The organism is Sphingomonas sp. Leaf17 (assembly GCF_001421505.1).
In the GTDB taxonomy this organism is placed as follows: domain Bacteria; phylum Pseudomonadota; class Alphaproteobacteria; order Sphingomonadales; family Sphingomonadaceae; genus Sphingomonas.
Window position 1 is genome coordinate 330923 of sequence record NZ_LMKL01000004.1, and the last position, 23694, is coordinate 354616.

A 23694-nucleotide genomic window follows, 5' to 3' on the forward strand; every position below is an offset into this window, starting at 1 on the left:
TAGCGCCTTGGTGAAGCGCCTTCCGATCGGGAGGCGCGCCAATAGCACCGGATTCTGAACGCGCAAACCCTTTTTTGCTACCAACGCGAGGATTTTCGATTTTGCCGGTCGATCGACATCAGGATGCCCAGGCACAGCATCACCGTCATCTGTGCCGACCCGCCGAAACTGACCAGCGGCAGGGGGATTCCGACGACGGGGGCAAGGCCCATCACCATCGACAGGTTGATCGCGACGTAGAAGAAGATCGTCGTGGCAAGGCCGGCGGCGGCCAGGCGGGCAAAGCGGGTCTGCGCGCGCTGGCCGACATTGATGCCCCAGCGGATGACGAGCATGAACGCCAGGATCAGCAGGACGCCGCCGACCAGTCCCCATTCCTCCGCCATTGTCGCGAACACGAAATCGGTGTGGCCTTCGGGCAGGTAGTCGAGGTGGCTCTGGGTGCCGTTCAGGAACCCCTTGCCGAAGATGCCGCCCGATCCGATCGCGATCTTCGACTGGCTGATGTGATAGCCTTTGCCCAGCGGATCGCTCTCAGGATCGAGGAAGATCAGGATGCGGTTGCGCTGATAGTCGTGGAGCGCGTAGTTGAAGGCGATCGGCCCGGCGATGGCGATGCTCATCGCGCCACCGACGAAGAGGCGCAGCGGAACGCCGGCCAGGAACATGACCGTGATCCCGCCGAATGCGATCATCGACGCGGTGCCCAGATCGGGCTGGATCAGGACCAGAGCTGCGGGGACGCCGACGATGGCGGCGGCGGGCCAGATGCCGGAGAAGCGGCGCGTCTCGTTCGGCGGCAGCAGTTCGTAGAAGCGGGCCATTGCCAGCACGATGCACGGCTTCATGAATTCGGACGGCTGCAACAGCACGAAGCCCAGGTTCAGCCAGCGTTGGCTGCCGCCGCGTACCGCGCCCAGCAGCTCGACCAGCACCAGCATGACGACGATGATGCCGTAGGCGGGGAAGGCTGCCTGTCGCCAGACGTCCTCGCGCACGCGCGACAGCAGGATCGCCGCGGCCATGAAGCCGAACAGCTTGATCCCCTGTGACAGCGCCCACGGTTTCAGGCTGCCACCGGCGGCGGAATAGAGCACGACGAGACCGAAGCCGCCGATGCCCAGCACCAGCAGGATCGTCCGCCACGGCAGGTTGGCGAGCGGTTCGGGGACGATCCGCATCCCGCTCATGGATTGCGCTCGGTCGAACCGTCCTCGGCGACGGTGTCGTCGCCCGGACCATCGGTGGCCAGCGCCTCCTGCGCGTTGCTGGCGGCATCGGTCGCTGCCTCGACGGCGGGCGCGTCGCTTGGCACCTCGGCATCGGTCTTGGTGGCGATGGCGGCGGGCTGTGGCGCGGCGGCGGCGCGATAGGCGGCGGTCTTGGCGTCCATCCGGGTCGCGATATCGCCGCCCCAGGTCGGTTCGACCTCGGCCAGCGATTTGATCGCGCGCTCGCGGTCGAGCAGATAGGTCATGATGTCGCGGCCGATCATGGGGGTATCGAGGTTGCGGATAGTGTGGCCGTTATGTTCGAGCACGACGGCGGCGGCATAGCGTGGATTGTCGGCCGGCGCGAAGCAGACGAACAGCGCATGGTCGCGCAGCTTGAACGGCAGCTGTCCGTTTTTCAGCACGCCCGACCGGCGCTCGGCCATGGTGATGCGGCGGACCTGCGCGGTGCCGGTCTTGGCGGCCAGCAACATGCCCGGAATCTGCAACCGGGCCGCGCCGCCGGTGCCACCGAAATTGACGACGCCCGCCATGGCGTCGCGCACGATCGCCAGATGTTCCGACTTGATCGGCAGGGCAGGGGCGTCGCGTCTGACCCGCGATGCCAGCAGGCTGGGTTGCAGGTCACGCCCGGAGGCGATCCGCGCGGCCATCACCGCCAGTTGCAGCGGATTGGCGAGCACATAGCCCTGACCGATCGACGCGTTGAGCGAATCGGCGACCGTCCACTTGGTCTTGTATTTCTTCAGCTTCCACGCGCTGTCGGGCACGGTGCCGTACCGCTGGTTGGTGAAGGGCAGGTCGAACTTCTGTCCCAGACCCAGCATCCGCGCGGTTTCGGCGAACGTGTCGTACCCCAGCCGCCGCGCCATTTCGTAGAAATAGATGTCGCAGCTCTGCATGATCGCGTTTTTCAGGTCGAGAGGCCCATGCCCACCCCGCTTGTGGCAATGGAACACGCCGGTACCGACCCGCATCGACCCCGAACACGACACGCGCGCATGCGGGTCAACCCCGGCATGCAGCAACGCCAGACCGTTCATCGGCTTGACCGTCGATCCTGGCGGGTACAGCCCCTGCGTGACCTTGTTCATCAGCGGGACGTGATCGTCCTCCGACATCATCTGCCATTCCAGATGACTGATCCCGTCGGAAAAGCTGTTCGGGTCGTAGGCGGGGACCGACACCAGCGACAGGATTTCACCGGTGCGGCAGTCCATGACGACCGCCGACCCCGAATTGGTCCCCAAACGCCGCGCGGCATAATCCTGAAGGCCGGCGTCGATCGTCAGGCGCACGTTGCGGCCGGGCATATCCGGCTTCGTCGCCAGCGTCTTGACGATCTTGCCGCGTGCGGTGACCTCGACCCGCTTGGCCCCGGCCTGACCGCGAAGCACCGGTTCGAGCATCTTTTCCAGCCCGTCCTTGCCCAGCTTGAAGCCGGGCGTGACGAGAAGGGGATCGCGCGTCGCCTTGTACTGTTCGGCGTTGGCGGCACCGACATAGCCGGTCAGGTGGGCCACCGCCGCCCCACCCGGATAATGACGCGCGAATCCGCGCGTCGGGGCGACGCCGGGCAATTCGGGCAAACGCAGGCTGACCGCGGCGAAGCGTTCCCAGTCGAGATTTTCGGCGACCTGCACCGGCTGGAACCCGGCCGCGCGCTTCAGGTCGATCCTGATGCGTTCCAGTTCCTCGGGCGGGAGCGCCAGCAGTCGCCCGAGCGCGGCCAGCACCCGCGCCTCGTCCTCCAGCCGGTCGGGAATGATGTCGACGCGGAAATCGGTGCGGTTGTTCGCGATCGGCACGCCATTGCGGTCGATGATCCAGCCGCGGCGCGGCGGGATCAGCGTCATGTTCACGCGGTTGCTTTCGGACAGCAGATTATACCGCTCGTTCTCGGCGATCGACAGCCAGCCCATCCGCGCGGCCAGCAGCAGGCCGACGCCGCCCTGCGCGGTCCCCAGCAGCCAGGCACGGCGCGAGAAGCTGTAGGCCTGGCTCGCCTCGGTGATGATGCGCGGCGTCCGCCTCACGATGCCCGCCTCATAACGAACGGCCTCATGCCGGTCCGCGCTTGCGGTCGATCCAGGCAACGATGCGCGCAGCCAGGGGAAAGAGCAGTACCGATGTCACGATCTGCGCCAATAGCACAGTATCGACATGCGCGCCGACCGGAACCGCAAGGAATCGGCCGATAATCAGGCACAGCGCGATGGCGGTGCCGCCGACCAGCCATTCCTGCCAGAAGTCGCGAAAGGCCAGGCGCTGTTCGACCATCTCGATTACCAGGAAGCAGGCCGACCACAGCAGCATCGCGCTGCCGAGCGGCTGGCCGCTGAGAAGGTCGTCGAACAGGCCGAGCGGTGCCGCCGCCCAGGGCCGCAGCGCATATCGCGCCAGCAGCCGCCAGGCGAGCAGCATCAGCAGCCCCATCGGCGGCAGGATCGGGATCGTGGCAACGACGGGCAGGATCGTCATGAGCGACCCCGCCATGACCGTGATCCACGGGATGGCGCGGGCGCGGCCCGGCGGCAGGGTCGGCGCGAACGGCCGGTAGTCGATGGTTTCGTTCACGGGGCGGCCGTCTCCACCCGGGGCGGCGGCACCGGCATGAACGCCTTGCTGACGATCGCGAAATCCAGCGTGTCGGGATGGGCGAAGGTGCGCGCCGGCACCGAGTCCGCACCCGTGGCGATGATCCGTGCGACCGGGATGCCGGGTGCATACAGGCCACCCGTGCCCGACGATACGAAGACGTCGCCGGCGTTGAAACGGACATTGGTGGTGTCGACGGATCGGATGTCGACCATGCCGTCACCCCGCCCGGCCGCGATCGCGGGAAGGCCGTCACGCGTGCGACGCACCGGCACGATGCTTTCGGGATCGCTCAACAGCAGCACGCGGGCCGCATTCGGCCCGGTTTCGACGATGCGGCCGATCAGCCCGTCGGGACCGCGCACCGGCATGCCCGGAAACACGCCCTGCCACCGCCCGGCGTTCAGCAGGGCGAAGCGGCGTCCGCTTGACGCCGTGGAACTGACCAGTCGGGCGCTGACGACAACGCTGTCATCACGGTCGCGCAGGTCCAGCAGGCGGCGCAGGCGGCGATTGTCATAGGCGATGGTCCGCGCCCGCATCAGCAGCGCGCGCGACCGGTCCCGTTCGGCGCGCAGGACCGCGTTCTCGTCATGGACGAACAGATAGGTGCCGATCGCGCGCGGCACCGACGCGATCGCGTCACCGACGCTGGCAAGGCCACTGGACACCGGCGTCGTCATGCCGGCGACTCCCATCCGCAATGCCGCGAAGGCCGGCGGATCGAATCGCGACATGACGAGCAGCCCCGCGCCCACGATCACCCCGGCGACCGCGAGCACATAGCCCAGAAACACTCCATATTGCCGACGACGGGAAAATCCCGTCCGCCGGTCCCGGCCTGGCGCCATGCGCCCGTCCCCTCAGCTCGCGGGTCAGCCGCTCATCAACACGCCGCGGAACATCGGGTCTTCCAGCGCGCGGCCGGTGCCCAGTGCCACGCACGTCAGCGGATTCTCGGCGACCGTCACCGGCAAACCGGTTTCGTCGCGCAGCACCTCGTCCAACCCCTCCAGCAGCGCGCCGCCGCCGGTCAGGACGATGCCCTGGTCGACGATATCGGCGGCCAGTTCGGGCGCGGTGTTTTCCAGCGCGACCCGGACGCCCTCGACGATGGTCGCGACCGGTTCGGACAACGCCTCGGCAATCTGGCCCTGGTTGATCTGGATTTCCTTGGGCACGCCATTGACCAGATCGCGGCCCTTGACGTGGATGATGACGCCGATGCCGTCCGCCGGCGGGCGGGCGATGCCGACTTCCTGCTTGATCCGCTCGGCGGTGGCTTCACCGATCAGCAGGTTGTGGTTGCGGCGGACATAGCTGACGATCGCCTCGTCCATCTTGTCACCGCCGACGCGCACGCTGGTGGTGTAGGCAAGCCCGCGCAAGGACAGCACCGCGACCTCGGTCGTGCCGCCGCCGATGTCGACGACCATCGAACCGATCGGTTCGGTGACGGGCATGTCGGCACCGATCGCGGCGGCCATCGGCTCCTCGATCAACCAGACCTGCGAGGCCCCCGCGTTCGAGGCGGCGTCGCGGATCGCGCGCCGCTCGACCTTGGTCGATCCCGACGGCACGCAGATCACGATTTCGGGCCAGCGCGCGAACCGGCGGGGGCCGTGCACCTTCTGGATGAAATACTTGATCATCTGTTCGGCCACGTCGATGTCGGCGATCACGCCGTCGCGCAACGGGCGGATCGCCTCGATATTGCCGGGGGTCTTGCCCATCATCAGCTTGGCGTCGTCACCGACCGCCTTCACCCGCTTCACGCCGTTCAGCGTCTCGACCGCGACGACCGACGGCTCGTTCAGCACGATGCCGCGCCCGCGCACATAGACGACGGTGTTCGCCGTCCCCAGGTCGATCGCCATGTCATGCGACATGAATTTGAAGAAACGCGAGTAGAAGGCCATTCAATCCGGGTCCCGTTCTGGCCGCCGGGCATCATTGCCGACCGCGCATCGTACGTTGTTCCCCATCGTCCGCCGCAAGCCTGTCGAGGCTCGGGTTCAACACGTTTGCGGGGTCGCGGGATGCCGTCGCTTGGTCTACAGCCGAACCCATGTCAATACGGCGCCTGCCCGAGCACCTCGTCAATCGTATCGCTGCCGGTGAAGTGGTCGAAAGGCCCGCCAGTGCGTTGAAGGAACTGGTCGAGAACGCCATCGATTCCGGTGCCACGCGCATCGCCATCACCCTGTCGGACGGCGGAATCGCGCGGGTCGAGGTGGCCGATGACGGCTGTGGCATGGACCCGGCGGAGATGGCGCTGGCGCTGGAACGTCACGCCACCTCCAAGCTGCCCGACGAGGCGATCGAATCGGTGGTGACGCTGGGGTTTCGCGGCGAGGCGTTGCCCTCGATCGCCAGCGTCGCGCGGCTGACGCTGGAAAGCCGGCCGCGCGGGGCCGATGGCTGGCAACGCGTGGTCGACAACGGCCAAGTCCTGCGTGAGGGGCCGGCCGCGCTGCCGCCGGGCACGCGCGTAGTGGTCGAGGATCTGTTCGCGCGGGTGCCGGCGCGGCGCAAGTTCCTGCGCTCGGGCCGGTCGGAATATGCCGCCTGCCTTGACGTAGTGCGCCGGCTCGCGATGGCCCGGCCCGACATCGCCTTCACGCTGGAGCATGACGGGCGGCGCGCGCTTTCCGCGCCGCTGGCGGAGGATCGCCCGGCGCGAGTCGCGACGCTGACCGACCGCGCGCTGGCCGACAATTGCGTCGCGATCGACTGGACACGCGACGGGGTCGTGCTGGGCGGGGTGGCGAGCATCCCGACCTATAATCGCGGGATTGCCGATCATCAGTATCTGTTCGTCAATGGCCGCCCGGTGAAGGACCGGCTGTTGATGGGCGCGATCCGCGGTGCCTATGCCGAGATGCTGCCGCGGGACCGCCATGCGGTCGTGGCGCTGTTCCTCGACATGCCGACCAGCGAGGTCGACGTGAACGTCCACCCGGCCAAGACCGAGGTCCGGTTCCGCGATCCGGCGATGGTGCGCGGGCTGATCGTTTCCGGCCTGCGTCGCGCACTGGACGCTGCCGGCCATCGCAGCGTCCAGCGCCCGACCGAAGCGGCGCTCGGCATGTGGCAGCCGGAACAGCCGGCGGTTCCCGGGCCTGCGACTGCGCCGACATTCTATACGCCGCAGATATCCGCCCATGTCGCCGACCACCGCCCGACGTTCTTCTCAGCCCCGCCACAGGCCCGCGCCGAACCCGCCTGGGCACCACCACCGGCGACGACGGCCTTCCCGCTGGGTGTCGCGCGTGGGCAGGTGGCCAAGACCTATATCGTCGCCGAGGCGGAGGACGGACTCGTGCTGGTCGATCAGCATGCCGCGCATGAACGCCTGGTGCTGGAGCGGATGCGCGCCGCGCTGGCGGGCGGGCGGGTCGCGTCACAAGCGCTGCTGCTGCCCGAGGTGATCGAACTGGATGAACCGGCGTGCGACCGGCTGGAGGCGCGCGCCGGCGAACTGGCCGATTTCGGGCTGGAGATCGAACGCTTCGGCCCGCGTGCGGTCCTGGTGCGGGCGACCCCGGCGCTGCTGGGGGCGGGGGATACGACCGCGCTGGTCACCGACCTGGCCGACGAACTGGCGGCGTTCGACGAGGCGCTGTCGCTGAAGGAGCGGGTCGACCTCGTCGCCTCGACCATGGCCTGCCACGGATCGGTCCGCGCCGGCCGCGTGCTGGCCGTCGCCGAAATGAACGCGCTGCTCCGCGAAATGGAGGTCACGCCGCATTCGGGCCAGTGCAACCACGGCCGCCCGACCTGGATCAAGCTGGCCCACGGCGATATCGAGAAGCTGTTCGGACGAAAATAGGGCCACCTTGAAGACTCTACCCCGTTTTCAAGTCGTCGTTGAAACAGGCAACCACATCCATCCAACCAAAAGCGACAGGACAGTGGTCATGGTAAAACTAAGGCTGACCCCAACCTTAGTCGGGTTTGCTGGTCTTATAATGGCCGCTACCGGTCCGGCAGCGCGACCAGTATCACCGCAGCAGGGCGCTCCATCATCCGTGCCGGTTGCGCCACCGCCGATCTATGATCCTATGCCCGGCCCCTTTCTTGCGATCGTCGATTCGGCAGGCAAACCAATGGACCCCGGCGTGATGGCCAACGCCGTTGAATCTTGGTCCGGCCCGAAGCTGGCGATATTCCTGTTATGCTTTCAACCAGCAAGGGGGGCTTCGGCGCGCGCAATTGGCTGGAATGCGCTCGATAACGTATCACGTGTCCTGAAAGCGAAGGGCGCAGCCACTGTCCTTGTTCTGAGTGGCGGGGCGTGCGCCACTCCACCGTCGATATCTGTCGCCGGCAAGCCGCATGTCGAGATTCTGGGCGTGGTTCGCTGGCAGGAATAGCCGACCATAACGCCCGACGCGCGTGCCGTGCGCTTGACTGTTCTGCCGCCAATGGCGAACGGCTTCGGGTCCAGGCGTTGGCTGGATATGGGGGACGGGTTGATGCGGTGGACCAGGATAGCGGCAGGCGCGGTGTACGCGATCGCCGGGTTGCTCGTTCTCGTCACGGCGCTCAGCGCGATCGAGTCCAACGAGTGGTGGATTCGGATCTGGGATTTTCCGCGCGTCCAGATCCTTGTCGGGCTGGCCGTCGCTGCGATCGCGATCGGCTGGATCGGTCGTCGCTGGCGCTGGCCGGCGCTTGGGCTGCTGGCGCTTGCGGCCGCTTGGCAGGTATACCGGATCCTGCCCTACACACCGTTCGCGTCCAGGGAGGTCGCGTTCGCCGATGACGCATTCGACGCGAAATCCTGCTTCAGCGTGCTGTCCCTGAACGTCTATCAATACAACACCGACTATGCGCGGACGATCGCGCTGATCGACCGCGAGGATCCCGACATCCTGCTGCTGCTGGAAACCGGCAGCAAATGGGCGGTGGCGCTGGAGCCGGTGTTGCGCCGCTATCCCCACCGCGTCGACCGGCCGCTCGACAACACGTACGGCCTGATGTTCGCGACACGGCTGCCCATGACGAAGGGGCGGATCGGCGCGATCATCGAGAAGGAGACGCCGTCGGTGTTCGCCAGCCTGACGACGCGTGGCGGCACGCCGTTCAACTATATCGGCCTGCATCCGCGCCCGCCGCTGCCGGGGCAGGATACCGAAGCGCGCGATGCCGAAATCGCGATCGCGGCGGGCCGTGCGCGGGCGATGAAATATCCGGTGCTGGCCGGGGGCGACTTCAACGACGTCGCCTGGTCGCACACGTCGCAATTGTTCAAGCGGATTGGCGGCTATCTCGATCCCCGGATCGGGCGGGGCACCTATCCGACTTTCCCGGCCGGGTATCCCGGCTTCCGCTGGCCGCTGGACCATCTGTTCTTCACGCCGGAGTTCCGGGTGCGGTCGCTGGGCGTCGGCGCATCGATCGGGTCCGATCATCTGCCCGTGACGGCGGTGCTGTGCCTGGGCGATACGGTACCCGATGCACCCGCGCCGAAGGTATCGACCGAGGACCGCAAGGACGCGCGGGAAATCCTGAACGAATATCGCGAAACCGACACGCACTGACAACCGCGTTCATCGTAACGCAACCTTTGACGCGATCGGTCATTCTGTCAGGTGAACCCCGTCATAGAGTGACTTGTCATGAAGCAGGCTTTTCCCCTTTTCTGTGCCCTTGTTCCCTTGCTCGCCGTCGTCGGCGCATGCGTCAGCTGCCCGTGACGCCAACCGCCACAAAATGCTGAACGCAACAAAAAGGCCACCCGGATCGCTCCGGGTGGCCTTTTTCCTTGGCGAAGGAAACGAAGGGGATCAGCCCTGCGCTTCGTCCTCCGGCTGGTCGCGATCGACTTCGGCGGTCGCGCCCGGCTCAGCGTTGGGATCGTAATCCTCGACGAAACCGGCCTCGTCCTTTTCGAACATGGCCGACATCACGTCGACGCCCTGCGCCTGCATCTCGGCCTCTTCCGGCGAACGGGCGACGTTGACCTTGACGGGCACCGACACCTCGGGGTGCAGCGCGACCTTGATCGTGTAGACGCCGATCGACTTGATCGGCTTGTCCAGAACGATCGCGGTCTTGCCGACCTTGTGGCCGTCGGCGACCAGCGCCTCGACCAGATCACGCACCGCGACCGAACCATAAAGCTGGCCGGTGTTCGATGCCTGACGGATCAGGGTGACGGTGGCGTTGTCGAAGGTCTTGGCTTCCGTCTCGGCATCGGCACGACGCGCGGCGTTGTCCGATTCGATCCGGGCGCGGTTGGCCTCGAACACCTTGCGATTGGCTTCGTTGGAACGAAGCGCCTTCTTGTTGGGAAGGAGGAAGTTACGGGCATACCCGTCCTTCACCTTCACGACGTCGCCGATAGCACCAAGCTTTTCGACGCGCTCAAGCAGAATGACGTCCATGTGGGCGTGTCCTTACTTAACGATGTAGGGCAGCAGGCCCAGATGACGGGCGCGCTTGATGGCCTGGGCCAGTTCGCGCTGCTTCTTCGCGCTCACCGAGGTGATGCGCGAGGGGACGATCTTGCCACGCTCGGACACGAAGCCCTGGAGCAGACGGACGTCCTTATAGTCGATCCGGGGAGCATCCTTGGCCGAGAACGGGCAGCTCTTGCGGCGGCGGAAAAATGGGCGTGCCATGATTATTCAGCTCCCTCTTCGCGGTCACGACGGGGACCACGGTCGCCACGGTCCGGACGATCGCCACGGCCTTCACGGCCGCCTTCACGACCACCCTCGCGGTCGCCACGACGCTCACGGTCGCGCTCCTGCTTGCGCATCATCACGGTGGGACCCTCTTCGAGGGTGTCGACCTTGACGGTCATGTAGCGGATGATGTCTTCGTTGATCTGGGTCTGGCGCTCCAGCTCGGCGATGACCGAACCCGGTGCGTCGATTTCCAGCATGACATAATGCGCCTTGCGGTTCTTGGCGATCTTGTACGCCAGCGAACGCAGGCCCCAGCTCTCGGTCTTGACGACCCGGCCTTCGTTGTCATTCACGATCTTGGTGGCGATTTCCGCCAGTGCGTCCACCTGCGCCTGTGCCAGATCCTGGCGCGCAAGGAACACATGCTCGTATAGAGCCATGTCTCGTCCTTCGTCTTGGCCGATCGCTGATATACGCCCCATGCGCATACCCCTCCGGCTGTCGTCTCGAATGCAAACGTTTTGAATGCAGACCGGGGCAAAGGACGTTGCGGTCCTTCACCCCGGTTGCGATCGGCCTTAGCGCATTGACCGCGAAAGGCAAGTCGGGTCTCCGGTCTTAGCGGATGACCCCGCTCAGCACGGCGGCGACGATCCCGCTGGTGATGCCGACGAGCACCGCGTCATTGCCCGACTGGACGTAACGGTAGCCGCGCGGCGGGGCGCGCAGGCCGCGATACTGGCGATAGTCGATCACCCGGTAATTGCGGGCCTGAAGCCGGTTGAACCGCTCACCCTTGCGCCAGCCGGTCCGGTACACGACGCGGGCCTGGGGCTGGCGTGCCACCGTCCGCTGCTTCACGACCGTGCGGCCATTGGGCTTCTGCTTCACCGTCGTCACGGTCCGCTCGGTCTGGCGATAGGCCTGCGCATCGGCGGCGGTGGCCATCACGGGGGCAGCGATCAGCGTGGCGGCAATGGCGCTCATCAGGAACTTCTTCATGACAATCACTCCTTCTTGTCATCCGGCGAAGGGCGTCATGCCCGCCGTCTGGAAACATATATGGAAGCCAGCTGTCGCAGACCTTTTGCAGGGACGTGGCCAATTGGTCGCAAAATGTCGCAGCTTGCACAGCTGTCCTTGAGTTTATACGGGCCGTCGTTTCGCGTTCACGAGGGTAGTCATAACGATGCGTGCGTTCATCTTTCCGGGGCAGGGCAGCCAGATCGTCGGCATGGGCCGTGCGCTCGCCGATGCCAGTCCGACGGCGCGGGCCGTATTCCAGGAAGTCGACGAGGCGCTGGGGCAGCACCTGTTCCGGCTGATGGCCGATGGTCCGGCCGAGGAACTGGTGCTGACGCAGAATGCGCAGCCGGCAATCATGGCCAACGCCATCGCCACGCTGCGCGTGCTGGAGGTGGAGGGCAACGTCCGGCTGGCGGACAAGGCCGATTATGTCGCCGGCCACAGCCTGGGTGAATACAGCGCGCTGTGTGCGGCGGGTGCGATCGACCTGACGACCACGGCGCGTCTGCTGAAGCTGCGAGGGCTGGCCATGCAGTCGGCGGTGCCGGTGGGCGAGGGCGGCATGGCCGTGCTGCTGGGTGCCGATCTGGCCAGGGCGCAGGCGATCGCCGACGCGGCGGCGCAGGGCGATGTCTGCGCGGTCGCCAACGATAATGACCCGACCCAGGTCGTGATTTCAGGCACCAGGGCCGCGATCGACCGCGCCATCGCCATCGCCAAGGATCACGGTGCCAAGCGGGCGATGGCCCTGCCGGTGTCGGCGCCGTTCCACTGTTCGCTGATGCAGCCGGCCGCCTATGCTATGGAGGCCGCGCTGGACGAGGCCAGGATCGACGCGCCGCTGGTGCCCGTCTTCGCCAACGTCACCGCCGCGCCCGTCAGCGACCCCGATACGATCCGCCGGCTGCTGGTAGAGCAGGTCACCGGCATGGTCCGCTGGCGCGAATCGGTGCTGGCGATGGAATCGGCCGGGGTCCACGGCTTCGTCGAGTTCGGCGGCAAGGTTCTTGCCCCGATGGTCAAACGCATCGCCCCCGACGTGACCGCGACCAGCGTCATCACGATGGACGATATCGAGGCGCTGCTGAAGACGCTGTAACGCGACCGACAGCACTACGACACACGAAGGAGAGTATCATGTTCGACCTGACAGGCATGACCGCACTGGTGACCGGCGCATCCGGCGGTATCGGTTCCGCCATAGCGCAGGCGCTGGCCGCGCAGGGGGCGCGGCTGGCGGTGTCCGGTTCGAATGCGGACAAGCTGGAGGCGTTTCGGGCCACGCTGCCGGGCGACCATGTCGCGCTGCCGTGCAATCTGTCGGACGGGGCGGCGGTCGATGCGCTGGCACCGCAGGCGGTGGCCGCGCTCGGCAGGCTCGACATTCTGGTCAACAACGCCGGGGTCACGCGCGACAACCTGCTCATGCGGATGAAGGACGACGAATGGGATCAGGTGATCCGCGTCAACCTGGAGGCGGCGTTCCGCCTTTGCCGTGCCGCCGCCAAACCGATGATGAAGGCGCGGTTCGGCCGGATCGTGTCGATCACCTCGGTCGTCGGCGCGACCGGCAACCCGGGCCAGGCCAATTATGCCGCGTCCAAGGCAGGCCTTGTCGGCATGTCGAAGGCGATGGCGCAGGAACTGGCCAGCCGTGGCATCACCGTGAACTGCGTCGCGCCGGGATTCATCGCGTCGGCGATGACCGACGGGCTGCCCGAGGCGCAGAAGGCGGCACTGACCACGCGGATCCCGGCGGGCAAGCTGGGCGAGGGGGCTGACGTGGCCGCCGCTGTCGTGTACCTCGCCAGCCGCGAAGCCGGATACGTCACGGGCCAGACCGTGCATGTGAACGGCGGGATGGCGATGATCTGATGCTTGCCACGTGAACGACCCCGTTCTAGGTGCGTTCAGGAATACTCGAAATTACCCAAACGAAGAGGGACTACCATGAGCGAGACCGCCGACCGCGTGAAGAAGATCGTCGTCGAGCATCTCGGCGTTGAAGCCGAAAAGGTGACCGAGGACGCGAGCTTCATCGACGACCTGGGTGCTGACAGCCTCGACATCGTCGAGCTGGTCATGGCGTTCGAGGAAGAATTCGGCGTCGAGATTCCGGACGATGCCGCCGAGAAGATCACGACCGTCAAGGACGCGATCACCTATATCGACGAGCACAAGGCGTAAGATCCAGCAGGTCGGGCCTTTGCCTCGCCTGCGCCCGTCAGGGCTGGATTAGAACGGCCCCCCGTCCCCGGCACAGTGGGCGGGGGGCCGTTTTGGTATCGACTATCCGGCGCGCGGGTGGCCGAATGTTTGGACTGGATGGAGTGAGAGGTATGCGGCGCGTTGTCGTAACCGGCCTGGGTCTGGTGACCCCGCTTGGTGCGGAGGTCGAACTGGCCTGGGCAAACCTGATCGCGGGCAAATCGGGCGCTGGCCCGATCACGCGTTTCGACGCGTCCGATCAGAAGTGTCTGATCGCCTGCGAAGTAAAGCCGGCGGACCATCCATACGGCTTCGATCCCGACAAGCGCGTGGATTACAAGATCCAGCGGCAGGTCGACCCCTTCATCGTCTATGGCATCGACGCCGCGGGACAGGCGCTGGAAGACGCCGGCCTCACGCAGATGACCGAGGCCGAGCGGTTTCGCGCCGGTTGCTCGATCGGCTCGGGCATCGGCGGCCTGCCCGGAATCGAGAGCGAATCGCTGGTGCTCGCCGAAAAGGGACCGAAGCGCGTTTCGCCGCATTTCGTCCATGGCCGGCTCATCAATCTGATTTCCGGTCAGGTTTCGATCCAGCACGGGTTGATGGGACCGAATCACGCGGTCGTCACGGCCTGCTCGACCGGCGCGCATTCGATCGGCGACGCCGCGCGGATGATCGCGATGGACGATGCGGACGTGATGCTGGCCGGTGGTGCCGAAAGCACGATCTGCCCGATCGGCATCGCCGGTTTTGCCGCGGCACGCGCGCTGAACACCAGTTTCAACGACCGGCCGGAACAGGCCAGCCGCCCCTATGACCGCGACCGCGACGGCTTCGTCATGGGCGAGGGCGCTGGCGTCGTCGTGCTGGAGGAATATGAGCGGGCCAAGGCACGCGGTGCCAAGATCTATTGCGAGGTGGTCGGGTACGGCCTGTCGGGCGACGCCTATCACGTCACCGCGCCGGAGCCGGAGGGGTCGGGTGCCTATCGCTCGATGGAAATGGCGATGAAGCGGTCCGGCCTCGCGCTGTCCGACATCGACTATATCAACGCCCATGGCACCTCGACCATGGCGGACATGATCGAGCTGGGCGCAGTCAAGCGGCTGTTCGGCGATGCGATCGGCGGGCTGTCGATGAGTTCGACCAAGTCGGCGATCGGCCATCTGCTTGGTGGCGCTGGCGCGGTGGAGAGCATCTTCTGCATCCTGGCAATGCGCGACCAGATCGTCCCCCCGACGCTGAACCTCGACAATCCGGAGGAGGGGGCCGAGGGCGTCGACCTTGTGCCGCATGTCGCCCGGAAGCGCGAAGTGCGGGCCGTGCTGAACAATTCCTTCGGCTTCGGCGGCACCAACGCATCGCTGGTGATGAAGGCGATTTGAGCCGGATCCTGTTCCCCCGTGCAGGCGGGGGTCCAGACCGAGGCGTTGGACTGGACCTCCGGCTTCGCGGAGGAACGATGGGGTTGATGAATGCGTAAAGTCGGCTGCTTGAGCCTGCTCGTCGTGCTGCTGGCCGGCATCGCCCTGTTCGTCGTGGTGCAAAGCTGGGGCGGGTCCGGTCCGGCACCGCGCACGCTGACGGTCGATGTCGCGGACGGATCGACGCTCGCCAAGGCCGCTGCCGAACTGGAGACGGCGGGCGCGATCCCCTCCGCCAGCCGCTTCCGTCTCTATGCGCGCATTTTCGGGTCCGGCGATCCGATCAAGGCCGGTGAATACCGCATTCCCGCCCATGCCAGCCAGTCCGACATCCTGAAATTGTTGCAGGGTGGCAAGGCGCTGCAACGGCTGGTGGTCGTGCCTGAGGGGTATCCCTCGGTGCTCGTCCACGACGCGCTCGCGAAGGCCGATGGTCTGGTCGGCAGCGTTCCCGTACCGACCGAAGGGTCGATCCTGCCCGACAGCTATGCGTTCCAGCGTGGGGATACGCGCGCCAGCGTCGTCACGCGGATGCAACGGGCGATGGACGCCTATCTCGTCAAGGCCTGGGCCGCGCGCAAGCCCGGCATCGCGGTCACCACGCCCGCACAGGCCATCATCCTGGCGTCGATCGTCGAGAAGGAGACGGGCAAGCCGTCGGAACGCCGCATGGTGGCCGCCGTCTATGGGAACCGCCTGCGCCTCGGCATGCCGCTTCAGGCCGATCCGACCGTGATCTATCCGATCACCAAGGGGCGTCCGCTCGGCCGGCGCATCAAGCGGTCGGAGCTTCAGGACAAGAATGGCTACAATACTTACGCTTCGCCCGGTCTGCCGGTCGGGCCGATCGCTAATCCGGGGCGGGCGTCGATCGACGCGGTGCTGAACCCGGAAAAGACGACCGCGCTATACTTTGTTGCCGATGGCACTGGTGGCCATGTGTTTGCGAACACATTGGCCGAACACAACGCTAACGTTACCAAATGGTACGCCATCCGCCGCGCGCGAGGGGAAATGTAGGCGGGCCTGTCATCCTCGCCTGCGCGAGGATGACAGAGGATCTGTTCAGCCGCGCAAGGCCGACGCCGCGCGCGCCCTCGCCTCGACATCAGCCATCGACCCGCCGGTGATCCAGCTGCCGCCGACGCACAGGACGCGGTCGAACGCCAGCCACTCGGGCGCGCTGGCCTCGGTGATACCACCGGTCGGGCAGAACCGGCACTGATAGAACGGCGCGGCCAGCGCCTTCAGCGCCTTCAGCCCGCCGCTCGCCTCCGCCGGGAAGAATTTGAAATGGTCGAGGCCGAGGTCGAGGCCGCGCATGATGTCGGCCGCATCGGAAATGCCCGGCAGGAATGGGACGCCGCTGGCGATGATCGGGTCGGCCAGCCGTTCGGTCAGGCCGGGCGAGACGATGAACTCCGCGCCGGCGTCCATGACCCGCGCAAACTGCTTGGCGTTGACGACGGTGCCCGCACCGACGATCGCACCGGGCACCTTCTTCATTTCGGCGATCGCCTCCAGCGCGGCGGGCGTGCGCATCGTGACTTCCAGCACGCGCAGGCCACCAGCGACCAGCGCCTCGGCGAGCGGGCGGGCGGTGGCGGCATCGTCGATGACCAGCACCGGAATGACGGCGCTGGTGCGCATGATCGCGCCGATATCAAGCAGGGTGTCGGTCATAGCGTGTGTTCCTGTGCGAAGGCCGCCGCTGCCCCGAACAGGCCCGGCTGCGGATGAGTGATGAGCTTGACCGGGATCGACGCCATCAGCGACTGGAACCGGCCCTTGGCGACAAAGCGCTGGTCGAACGCCGACCGCTCCAGATGATCCTTGATCCGGTAGCCGAGGCCGCCGGCGATCACGACCGCCTTGGCCCCGTGCGCCAGCGCCAGATCGCCAGCGACCGCGCCAAGGGACAGGCAGAACCGGTCCAGCGCGGCCAGCGCGATGGAGTCGGTGCCACCCAGCGCCTCGGTCCAGATCGTCTTGTCGTCATGGCTGGGAACGGGGCGCCCCTCCAGCGTGGCGAGCGTTTCGTAGATCGCGACGATGCCCGGGCCGGACACGATGCGTTCGGCCGACACGCGGGTATAGGTCTTGCGCAGCCGCTTGACGATCGCGTCCTCGATCCCGTCGAGCGGCGCGAAGTCCATGTGCCCGCCCTCGGTCTCCAGTACATGATACTGGCCCTTCTTGTGCAGCACCTGTGCCACGCCAAGACCCGTGCCCGGACCACAGACGGTGGTGACGCCTTCGACCGGCAGCGGCACGTCGGGGCCGCAGACATGCAGGAAATCGCTCTGCGGCACCTGCGCGACGGCATGGCCGACCGCGCCGAAATCGTTGATGAAGACCCAGTCGTCAACGTTCAGCCGCTCGGTGATGAGCGACTGGCGGATCGTCCACGGATTGTTGGTCAGGCGGATGACATCGCCGGTGATCGGCGAGGCGACCGCGAACGCGGCCTTGCGGGGCAGCGGGCGGCCATGGCTCGCCTCGAACGCCTGCCACGCGGTCTGGAGGCTGGCATGTTCGGCCGTCTTCTGCGTCACCGGCTCGCCCAGATGGACGACCCGGCCATCCTCGACTTCGGCGATGGCGAAGCGGGCGTGGGTGCCGCCGATGTCGACGCTTACGATTTCCATGTCGTCTCTCCTGAGATTCGCGCCGGGTTGACCCCAGGTCTGGATGATTACAGTCCGGCGCCGGCCAGCACGGCGGACGCGCCCTTTTCGGCCTCGTCGGCGTTGCCGCGGAACAGGCCGAACAGTTCGCGGCCCATGCCCTCGGCGGCGACCGGGGCGGGGGCGGGTTCGCGCGCGGCCCATTCCGCCGGATCGACCAGCGCATCCAGCGTACCGTTGACGGCATCGACGCGGATCATGTCGCCGTCGCGGATCCGGCCGATCGCACCGTCGAGCAGTGCTTCCGGTGAACAATGGATCGCGCACGGCACCTTGCCGCTCGCGCCCGACATACGGCCATCGGTCACGAGCGCGACCTTGAACCCACGATTCTGCAGCACGCCCAGCGCGGGTGTCAGCTTGTGCAACTCGGGCATGCCGTTGGCGCGTGGTCCCTGGAAGCGGACGACGACGACGACATCCTGCTCCAGCGTGCCGGCCTTGAACGCCTCTAGCACGTCCAACTGATCCTCGAACACGCGGGCAGGAGCCTCGACGATCCAGCGGTCACGCTCGACCGCGCTGACCTTGATACAGGCGCGACCGATATTGCCAGCCAGGATGCGCATGCCGCCATCGGCCGAGAACGGCGCGGCGGCGGGGCGCAGGATCGTGTCGTCGCCGCTGTCGCCGACCGGCTGCCACGTCAGCGCGTCGCCCGCGATCACCGGCTTTTCGGCATAGGCCGCCAGGCTGTCCCCCGACACGGTCATGATATCGCCATGCAGCAGGCCAGCCCCAAGCAACTCGCGGATGACATAGGCCATGCCGCCCGCCGCCTCGAACCCGTTCACGTCGGCCGATCCGTTCGGATAGACGCGCGCCAGCAACGGCACCGCCGCCGACAACCGGTCGAAATCCTCCCAGTCGATGATGACGCCGGCCGCGCGCGCAATGGCGGGAACGTGCAACAGATGGTTGGTCGATCCGCCGGTAGCCAGCAGGCCGACCGCCGCGTTGACGATCGACCGTTCGTCGACACAGTGGCCGATCGGCCGGTACGAATCGCCGCGCGCACCGATCTTCGCGAGCCGGTGGACCGCCGCGCGCGTCAGTTCCTGCCGCAGCTTGGTGCCCGGATTGACGAAGGCGGAACCGGGCATGTGCAGGCCCATGACCTCCATCATCATCTGGTTGGTGTTGGCGGTGCCGTAGAAGGTGCAGGTGCCCTTGGAATGATAGGCCCCGATCTCGGCTTCCAGCAACTCGTCGCGGCCGACCTTGCCTTCGGCGAACTGCTCGCGAACGGCGGCCTTGGCCTTGTTCGGCAGGCCCGACGGCATTGGTCCGCCTGGGATCAAGATCATCGGCAGATGCCCGAAGCGCAGCGCACCCATCAGCAGACCCGGCACGATCTTGTCGCAGATGCCGAGCAGGGCCGCACCCTCGAAGGTGCCGTGGGACAGCGCGATCGCGGTCGACAGCGCGATCGTGTCGCGGCTGAACAGCGACAATTCCATGCCGGGATAGCCCTGCGTCACGCCGTCACACATCGCCGGCACGCCGCCGGCGACCTGTGCAGTCGCCCCGACTTCGCGCGCCCAGACCTTCATCAGTTCGGGATAGCGGTAATAGACCGCATGCGCGCTCAGCATGTCGTTGTACGCGGTGACGATGCCGATGTTCATGCCGCGATCCGCCTTCATGGCGTCGCGGTCCTCCTCGGTTCCGGCATAGGCGTGGGCCAGATTGGCGCAGCCCAGATTGGGCCGTCGTATCGTGCCCTCACCCTCGCTCTGGATCAGCGCCAGATAGGCGGCACGGCTGTCCTTCGACCGGGCGATGATGCGGTCGGTGACGGCGGATACGACGGCGTTGAGAGTCATTCGGCGCTCCAGTGGATATCGACCGGCAGTTCGACGTCGGCCAGCAGGCGACCGATCGGGTATTTCGACGACGGTCCCTGCTCGATCGCCTGTTCGATGACCTTGCGCTTGGCGGCACCGCTGCAAGCGATGATGAGCGCACGCGCGGTGATGATGCCTTCGCGGCTCAACGTGACGCGTGGCACCGGCGCCTCGGGCGGCAGCGGATCGGGCATGACGCCCAGCGCGCGGCGCTCCTTGGGACCGGCGATCGCCTCGTCATAATCCGGGCCGGGGAAGATCGACGCGGTATGCCCGTCGCCGCCGACACCCAGCAGGCATAGGTCGAGCGGCCAGTGCAGATCCTGCATCAGCGCGTCGGCCGAGCGGCCGGCCGCCTTGTAGTCGGCGGCCGCGTTGCTGACGATCGGCATGACCCGCGCGCCCTTGGGCAGGAAGGTCTTGGCGATCATCGTCACGTTCGACAACGGGTCGCCCAGCGGCACGACGCGCTCGTCGGTGGGGACGATGGTGACGCGCTTCCAGTCGAGCTTGGCCGCGCTCAGCTTTTCATAGATCGGCACCGGCGTCTTGCCGCCGGCCAACGCGATCACCGCCGCGCCGCGCGCGTCGATCGCGCTTTCGATGATGAACTGAACATCGCCGGCGACGGCCGCGGCCATCTCGGCGGCGTCGTCATAATCCCACCATTCGATCTCGGTCATGTACTCAAACTCGTGTTGGCCGGGCAGCACATGCCGCCCGGCGATGAAAGTCAGTCGTCCTGCCAGGTAACGCCGTCACGCTCGGTCAGCGCGACCGCGGCGGAAGGCCCCCAGCTGCCCGAGCCATAGCTCTTGGGCTTCACGTCGTTGATGTCCCAGCCTTTTCGGATCGCGTCGATCCACTGCCACTGCGCCTCGACCTCGTCACGGCGGACGAACAAGGTCTGGTCGCCTTCGATCAGATCGAGCAGCAGGCGTTCATAAGCGATCCGGCGGCGCGATCCGGCGAACTCGGCATCCATCGACAGGTTCAGCGGTACTTCGCGCAGGCGGATGCCGTCGCGGTCAAGGCCGGGTTCCTTGGCCATCACCAGCAGCTGGACATATTCCTCCGGCTGCAACCGGATGATGAGCATGTTGGGCTGAAGTACCCCGCCGCGTCCGGCGAACATCGAATGGGGCACCGCCTTGAATTGGATCGCGATCTCGCTCCGACGGGCGGGCATCCGCTTGCCGGTGCGCAGGTAGAAGGGAACACCCTGCCAGCGCCAGTTGTCGACATGCGCCTTGATCGCGACGAACGTCTCGGTCTTGGACGGCTTGCCCAGTTCCTCGGCATAGCTCTTGACGATCGCGCCACCGACGGCACCGTCGCCATATTGGCCGGTCACGGTGCTGTGCGGCACATCCTCGGGCGCGATCTGCCGCAGCGAACGGAACACCTTGGCCTTTTCGTCGCGGATCGCCGTGCCGTCGAAACGGGCGGGCGGCTCCATCGCGATCAGCGCGAGCAGCTGGAGCATATGGTTCTGCACCATGTCACGCAGCGCGCCGGCGCCCTCGTAATAGCCCGCGCGATCCTCAAGCCCGACCGTCTCGGCGATCGTGATCTGGACATTGTCGATGCCGCGCGCGTTCCACACGGGTTCGAAGAACGAATTGCCGAAGCGCAGGGCGAGGATGTTCTGGACGGTTTCCTTGCCCAGATAATGGTCGATGCGGAAAATCCGCTCCTCGGGAAAGGCAGAGGCGACCGCGTCGTTGATCTCGCGGCTCGACTCCAGGTCATAGCCCAGCGGCTTTTCCAGGCCGATCCGTACCGTGTCGCCGGCCAGCCCGACCGATTCGAGGCCCTTGATCGTCGCCTCGAACAGCGACGGCGCGGTCGACAGGAAGATGGCAAGACCACCCGCGACATCGCCGACGTTTTCGGCCAGCGCGGGAAACCCTTCGGTCTTCGACGCATCGACGGGCTGGTAGCCGATACGGTGCAGGAAGGTCTTGATCGCCTCGGCATCCTTGCGATCGTCCGGCAGGAACTCGTCGAGCGCCGCCTTCGTGAACTTGCGGAACGACGCGTCGTCATGATCCGACCGCGCCGTGCCGGTGATCGTCAGATCCTCCGGCAGCAGCCCGTCGGCGTGCAGGCCGAACAGCGACGGCAGCAGCATCCGCTGCGCAAGATCGCCCGTCGCCCCGAACAGGAGCAATTTTGAAACCGGTTGCCGCATGACGCCTCCTTGGGGACCCGCGCGCCTAGAGCGCCAGGCCGGCGACCGGGTCAAGCCCGGCCATGATATTAAGATTCTGGACGGCGGCCCCACCGGCCCCCTTGCCCAGATTGTCGAGCGTGGCGACCAGTCGCGCCTGGCCGGTGTCGGCGTTGCCGCAGACGTGCAGGGTCATACGGTCCTTGCCGGCATCGGCTTCGATCGTGATGGCCGCCGGCGCGCCGTCGCCGATGCGAACGACCCGGCTGTCGGCATAGGCTTCGGTCAATACCTCGCGCACCGCGTCCAGCGTCGGTGCGCCGGGCATGGCGTGCAGGTGCAGCGGCACTTCGGTCAGCATACCGCGATAGGTTCTGGCGACGGACGGCGCGAAGATCGGCGCATAGGCCAGACCGGCATGCCGGGTCATCTCCGGCGCATGCTTGTGCGCGAGGCCAAGGGCGTAGGCACGGAACGCGGTGTCGGTGCCGCCCTGCTCGAACTCGGCGACCATCGCCTTGCCGCCGCCGGAATAGCCGGACGCGGCATTGACGCAGAGCGGCCAGTCCGCTGGCACCAGACCGGCCCGCACAAGCGGCCGGACCAGCGCCAGAAACCCGGTGGGATAGCAGCCGGGGTTCGTCACGCGAGTGGCGTTGGCGATCCGCTCGGCCTGATCCGCCTCCAGCTCGGCAAAGCCATAGACCCAACCGGGAGCGACCCGGTGCGCGCTGGACGCGTCGATCACCCGGGTTCGCTTGTTGTCGATCAGCGTCACCGCCTCGCGCGCCGCATCGTCGGGCAGGCAGAGGATGACATAATCGGCCTCGTTCAGCGCCTCACGCCGGGCAGCAGCATCCTTGCGCCGCGAATCGTCGATGGTCATCAGGCTGATATCGCTGCGACCGGCAAGGCGATCACGAATTTCCAGCCCCGTCGTACCCGCCGCGCCGTCGATGAATACGCTATCGCTCATGACCGTACACCACTGTCCAGCGCGGACCGGTCGACATAACCGACCAGCCCGTGCGCCACGGCGATGCCCCAGGCCTTGGGTCCGGCAATTTCCAGCATTTCAAACGTTTCACCCGGTTGAAGCTGTGCCAGGACGTCCGCGCCGTCCTGGCGCGCGGCCATCAGGGAAACCGGGACAGTCACGATTTGCGGCATGGGCACGGCATAATGCGGCGCAAAAACCTGATCGGCGAGGCGGATATCGGCGATATCGGCACGAACGGCATGGGTGCGCGGGTCGAGCGTTACGGATCGCCCGGTCAGCGCAAAACTCTTATGCGCTGGCCCGGCGGTCGGCAGGGCTGTCGCCAATGCCGATAAGCTGCCCGAATTCTTCAAGAAAATCTGCCCCTTCCGCCGTCTGCGCGATAAAGATATTACGTTTGTCGCTATCGTCACGCTGACGGCGCAGATAGCCGAGCGCACCGAGCCTGTTCAAGGCGCGAGTGACAACCGGCTTAGACACGTTGAGCGCACGTGCCAACCCGCGTACCGTATGAGGCCCGGGCTTGAGGTACACGACCAGCAGCAACGCCATCTGCCGATTGGTGAGGTCCGGCTCGCCCGAGCGTACATAGTCGATCAGGGTCGCCATCCAGCTGGACAGGGGGGGTCCGACAAAAGAAGCCACGCGATTTTCCAACTTTGGAGGTCGTCCGGTTTTCGGAGTGATGCCTGAGGTCGACACCATCATTTCATTTCGTTTGTATAACGCCCGCATGGGCCGGTGGTTTCCCCGGGGGTCGGGCTTTTGTCCGACGCATGGCGCGGCCGGGCGGTATCCGTCCGGGTGGGAGCTATCGCCACCGCGGTTGATCGCCGGCGCAGGCTCGCCTATGTGCGC

Annotated in this window: 25 protein-coding genes; 8 read left to right on the forward strand and 17 right to left on the reverse strand. The window is 66.3% G+C overall.

The genetic code is table 11. The features are described from left to right. Positions 1-77 precede the first annotated feature (77 nt). The 5 genes from rodA to ASE75_RS05730 are packed head-to-tail and all read right to left on the reverse strand — an operon-like array spanning position 78 to position 5749. On the reverse strand, positions 78-1190 hold the full coding sequence (gene rodA, locus ASE75_RS05710; protein WP_055930268.1) for a rod shape-determining protein RodA: 1113 nt from the start codon (positions 1188-1190) through the stop codon (positions 78-80). Continuing rightward, complete coding sequence (gene mrdA / locus ASE75_RS05715) at positions 1187-3268, reverse strand: penicillin-binding protein 2 (RefSeq protein ID WP_055931046.1); 2082 nt, start codon at positions 3266-3268, stop codon at positions 1187-1189. Before mrdA ends, rodA begins: the two co-directional genes overlap by 4 nt. A gap of 25 nt (positions 3269-3293) precedes the next feature. Continuing rightward, positions 3294-3809, reverse strand: coding sequence for a hypothetical protein (locus ASE75_RS05720; RefSeq protein WP_055930271.1), 516 nt, complete (start codon positions 3807-3809; stop codon positions 3294-3296). Then, entirely contained in the window at positions 3806-4681 is an 876-nt protein-coding gene (mreC, locus tag ASE75_RS05725) for a rod shape-determining protein MreC (RefSeq protein WP_055930274.1), read from the reverse strand. Before mreC ends, ASE75_RS05720 begins: the two co-directional genes overlap by 4 nt. A 24-nt stretch (positions 4682-4705) precedes the next feature. Next, positions 4706-5749, reverse strand: coding sequence for a rod shape-determining protein (locus tag ASE75_RS05730; protein WP_055930277.1), 1044 nt, complete (start codon positions 5747-5749; stop codon positions 4706-4708). Between the two features lie 149 nt (positions 5750-5898). Between ASE75_RS05730 and mutL the strand changes: the two genes are divergently transcribed. The 3 genes from mutL (at position 5899) to ASE75_RS05740 (ending at position 9376) form a co-directional block, all read left to right on the forward strand. Continuing rightward, the gene (gene mutL / locus ASE75_RS05735) at positions 5899-7662 is read left to right on the forward strand and encodes a DNA mismatch repair endonuclease MutL (RefSeq protein WP_055930280.1); all 1764 of its coding nucleotides are present in this window, start codon (positions 5899-5901) and stop codon (positions 7660-7662) included. A gap of 7 nt (positions 7663-7669) precedes the next feature. Beyond that, a complete protein-coding gene (locus tag ASE75_RS15375) occupies positions 7670-8206 on the forward strand; it encodes a hypothetical protein (protein WP_156340200.1) in 537 nt (178 codons plus the stop codon). Positions 8207-8308: 102 nt separating this feature from the next. Continuing rightward, on the forward strand, positions 8309-9376 hold the full coding sequence (locus ASE75_RS05740) for an endonuclease/exonuclease/phosphatase family protein (RefSeq protein ID WP_162233717.1): 1068 nt from the start codon (positions 8309-8311) through the stop codon (positions 9374-9376). A 246-nt stretch (positions 9377-9622) separates the two neighbouring features. On the opposite strand, the gene rplI is transcribed toward ASE75_RS05740, so the two are convergent. The 4 genes from rplI to ASE75_RS05760 form a co-directional block, all read right to left on the reverse strand. Then, positions 9623-10222: a 50S ribosomal protein L9 gene (gene rplI / locus ASE75_RS05745; RefSeq protein WP_055930286.1), complete on the reverse strand. Its 600-nt coding sequence runs from the start codon at positions 10220-10222 to the stop codon at positions 9623-9625. A gap of 12 nt (positions 10223-10234) precedes the next feature. Further along, a complete protein-coding gene (rpsR, locus tag ASE75_RS05750) occupies positions 10235-10459 on the reverse strand; it encodes a 30S ribosomal protein S18 (RefSeq protein ID WP_010543816.1) in 225 nt (74 codons plus the stop codon). A 2-nt stretch (positions 10460-10461) separates the two neighbouring features. Continuing rightward, complete coding sequence (gene rpsF, locus ASE75_RS05755; RefSeq protein WP_055930289.1) at positions 10462-10908, reverse strand: 30S ribosomal protein S6; 447 nt, start codon at positions 10906-10908, stop codon at positions 10462-10464. Between the two features lie 178 nt (positions 10909-11086). Further along, on the reverse strand, positions 11087-11470 hold the full coding sequence (locus ASE75_RS05760; protein ID WP_055930292.1) for an RcnB family protein: 384 nt from the start codon (positions 11468-11470) through the stop codon (positions 11087-11089). A gap of 187 nt (positions 11471-11657) precedes the next feature. Between ASE75_RS05760 and fabD the strand changes: the two genes are divergently transcribed. The 5 genes from fabD (at position 11658) to mltG (ending at position 16149) form a co-directional block, all read left to right on the forward strand. Continuing rightward, positions 11658-12593 carry an ACP S-malonyltransferase gene (fabD, locus tag ASE75_RS05765; RefSeq protein WP_055930295.1) on the forward strand — a complete coding sequence of 312 codons (936 nt, stop codon included), beginning with the start codon at positions 11658-11660 and terminating at the stop codon, positions 12591-12593. A gap of 38 nt (positions 12594-12631) precedes the next feature. Continuing rightward, complete coding sequence (fabG, locus tag ASE75_RS05770) at positions 12632-13369, forward strand: 3-oxoacyl-[acyl-carrier-protein] reductase (protein WP_055930298.1); 738 nt, start codon at positions 12632-12634, stop codon at positions 13367-13369. A gap of 75 nt (positions 13370-13444) precedes the next feature. Then, positions 13445-13681 carry an acyl carrier protein gene (locus ASE75_RS05775; RefSeq protein ID WP_055930301.1) on the forward strand — a complete coding sequence of 79 codons (237 nt, stop codon included), beginning with the start codon at positions 13445-13447 and terminating at the stop codon, positions 13679-13681. A gap of 152 nt (positions 13682-13833) precedes the next feature. After that, a complete protein-coding gene (gene fabF, locus ASE75_RS05780; RefSeq protein ID WP_055930304.1) occupies positions 13834-15090 on the forward strand; it encodes a beta-ketoacyl-ACP synthase II in 1257 nt (418 codons plus the stop codon). Between the two features lie 90 nt (positions 15091-15180). After that, complete coding sequence (gene mltG / locus ASE75_RS05785) at positions 15181-16149, forward strand: endolytic transglycosylase MltG (RefSeq protein WP_055930306.1); 969 nt, start codon at positions 15181-15183, stop codon at positions 16147-16149. 45 nt (positions 16150-16194) lie between these two features. Here mltG and eda read toward each other — a convergent pair whose 3' ends face one another. From eda to ASE75_RS05825, 8 genes are read right to left on the reverse strand one after another with little or no spacing between them, the layout of a single operon-like run. Continuing rightward, positions 16195-16812, reverse strand: a complete 618-nt coding sequence (eda, locus tag ASE75_RS05790; RefSeq protein ID WP_055930309.1) for a bifunctional 4-hydroxy-2-oxoglutarate aldolase/2-dehydro-3-deoxy-phosphogluconate aldolase — start codon at positions 16810-16812, stop codon at positions 16195-16197. After that, positions 16809-17777, reverse strand: a complete 969-nt coding sequence (gene glk / locus ASE75_RS05795; protein ID WP_055930312.1) for a glucokinase — start codon at positions 17775-17777, stop codon at positions 16809-16811. Before glk ends, eda begins: the two co-directional genes overlap by 4 nt. A gap of 47 nt (positions 17778-17824) precedes the next feature. Next, a complete protein-coding gene (gene edd, locus ASE75_RS05800; RefSeq protein ID WP_055930315.1) occupies positions 17825-19642 on the reverse strand; it encodes a phosphogluconate dehydratase in 1818 nt (605 codons plus the stop codon). Then, complete coding sequence (gene pgl / locus ASE75_RS05805) at positions 19639-20346, reverse strand: 6-phosphogluconolactonase (protein ID WP_055930318.1); 708 nt, start codon at positions 20344-20346, stop codon at positions 19639-19641. The genes edd and pgl overlap by 4 nt, the downstream gene beginning before the upstream one ends. 50 nt (positions 20347-20396) lie before the next feature. Then, a complete protein-coding gene (gene zwf / locus ASE75_RS05810) occupies positions 20397-21857 on the reverse strand; it encodes a glucose-6-phosphate dehydrogenase (protein WP_055930321.1) in 1461 nt (486 codons plus the stop codon). Between the two features lie 25 nt (positions 21858-21882). Next, a complete protein-coding gene (argC, locus tag ASE75_RS05815; protein WP_055930324.1) occupies positions 21883-22812 on the reverse strand; it encodes an N-acetyl-gamma-glutamyl-phosphate reductase in 930 nt (309 codons plus the stop codon). Continuing rightward, positions 22809-23162: an SH3 domain-containing protein gene (locus ASE75_RS05820; protein WP_235512523.1), complete on the reverse strand. Its 354-nt coding sequence runs from the start codon at positions 23160-23162 to the stop codon at positions 22809-22811. Before ASE75_RS05820 ends, argC begins: the two co-directional genes overlap by 4 nt. After that, positions 23125-23445, reverse strand: a complete 321-nt coding sequence (locus ASE75_RS05825) for a MarR family transcriptional regulator (protein WP_055930326.1) — start codon at positions 23443-23445, stop codon at positions 23125-23127. The genes ASE75_RS05820 and ASE75_RS05825 overlap by 38 nt, the downstream gene beginning before the upstream one ends. Positions 23446-23694: the final 249 nt, after the last annotated feature.

Excerpts from the sequence above, each read along its gene's own strand:
- rodA (WP_055930268.1), bottom strand. The coding sequence starts at position 1,190 with ATGAGCGGGATGCGGATCGTCCCCGAACCGCTCGCCAACCTGCCGTGG.
- mreC (WP_055930274.1), bottom strand. The coding sequence starts at position 4,681 with ATGGCGCCAGGCCGGGACCGGCGGACGGGATTTTCCCGTCGTCGGCAA.
- ASE75_RS05730 (WP_055930277.1), bottom strand. The coding sequence starts at position 5,749 with ATGGCCTTCTACTCGCGTTTCTTCAAATTCATGTCGCATGACATGGCG.
- mutL (WP_055930280.1), top strand. The coding sequence starts at position 5,899 with ATGTCAATACGGCGCCTGCCCGAGCACCTCGTCAATCGTATCGCTGCC.
- ASE75_RS05740 (WP_162233717.1), top strand. The coding sequence starts at position 8,309 with ATGCGGTGGACCAGGATAGCGGCAGGCGCGGTGTACGCGATCGCCGGG.
- rplI (WP_055930286.1), bottom strand. The coding sequence starts at position 10,222 with ATGGACGTCATTCTGCTTGAGCGCGTCGAAAAGCTTGGTGCTATCGGC.
- rpsR (WP_010543816.1), bottom strand. The coding sequence starts at position 10,459 with ATGGCACGCCCATTTTTCCGCCGCCGCAAGAGCTGCCCGTTCTCGGCC.
- rpsF (WP_055930289.1), bottom strand. The coding sequence starts at position 10,908 with ATGGCTCTATACGAGCATGTGTTCCTTGCGCGCCAGGATCTGGCACAG.
- ASE75_RS05760 (WP_055930292.1), bottom strand. The coding sequence starts at position 11,470 with ATGAAGAAGTTCCTGATGAGCGCCATTGCCGCCACGCTGATCGCTGCC.
- fabD (WP_055930295.1), top strand. The coding sequence starts at position 11,658 with ATGCGTGCGTTCATCTTTCCGGGGCAGGGCAGCCAGATCGTCGGCATG.
- fabG (WP_055930298.1), top strand. The coding sequence starts at position 12,632 with ATGTTCGACCTGACAGGCATGACCGCACTGGTGACCGGCGCATCCGGC.
- ASE75_RS05775 (WP_055930301.1), top strand. The coding sequence starts at position 13,445 with ATGAGCGAGACCGCCGACCGCGTGAAGAAGATCGTCGTCGAGCATCTC.
- fabF (WP_055930304.1), top strand. The coding sequence starts at position 13,834 with ATGCGGCGCGTTGTCGTAACCGGCCTGGGTCTGGTGACCCCGCTTGGT.
- mltG (WP_055930306.1), top strand. The coding sequence starts at position 15,181 with ATGCGTAAAGTCGGCTGCTTGAGCCTGCTCGTCGTGCTGCTGGCCGGC.
- eda (WP_055930309.1), bottom strand. The coding sequence starts at position 16,812 with ATGACCGACACCCTGCTTGATATCGGCGCGATCATGCGCACCAGCGCC.
- glk (WP_055930312.1), bottom strand. The coding sequence starts at position 17,777 with ATGGAAATCGTAAGCGTCGACATCGGCGGCACCCACGCCCGCTTCGCC.
- edd (WP_055930315.1), bottom strand. The coding sequence starts at position 19,642 with ATGACTCTCAACGCCGTCGTATCCGCCGTCACCGACCGCATCATCGCC.
- pgl (WP_055930318.1), bottom strand. The coding sequence starts at position 20,346 with ATGACCGAGATCGAATGGTGGGATTATGACGACGCCGCCGAGATGGCC.
- zwf (WP_055930321.1), bottom strand. The coding sequence starts at position 21,857 with ATGCGGCAACCGGTTTCAAAATTGCTCCTGTTCGGGGCGACGGGCGAT.
- argC (WP_055930324.1), bottom strand. The coding sequence starts at position 22,812 with ATGAGCGATAGCGTATTCATCGACGGCGCGGCGGGTACGACGGGGCTG.
- ASE75_RS05825 (WP_055930326.1), bottom strand. The coding sequence starts at position 23,445 with ATGGCGACCCTGATCGACTATGTACGCTCGGGCGAGCCGGACCTCACC.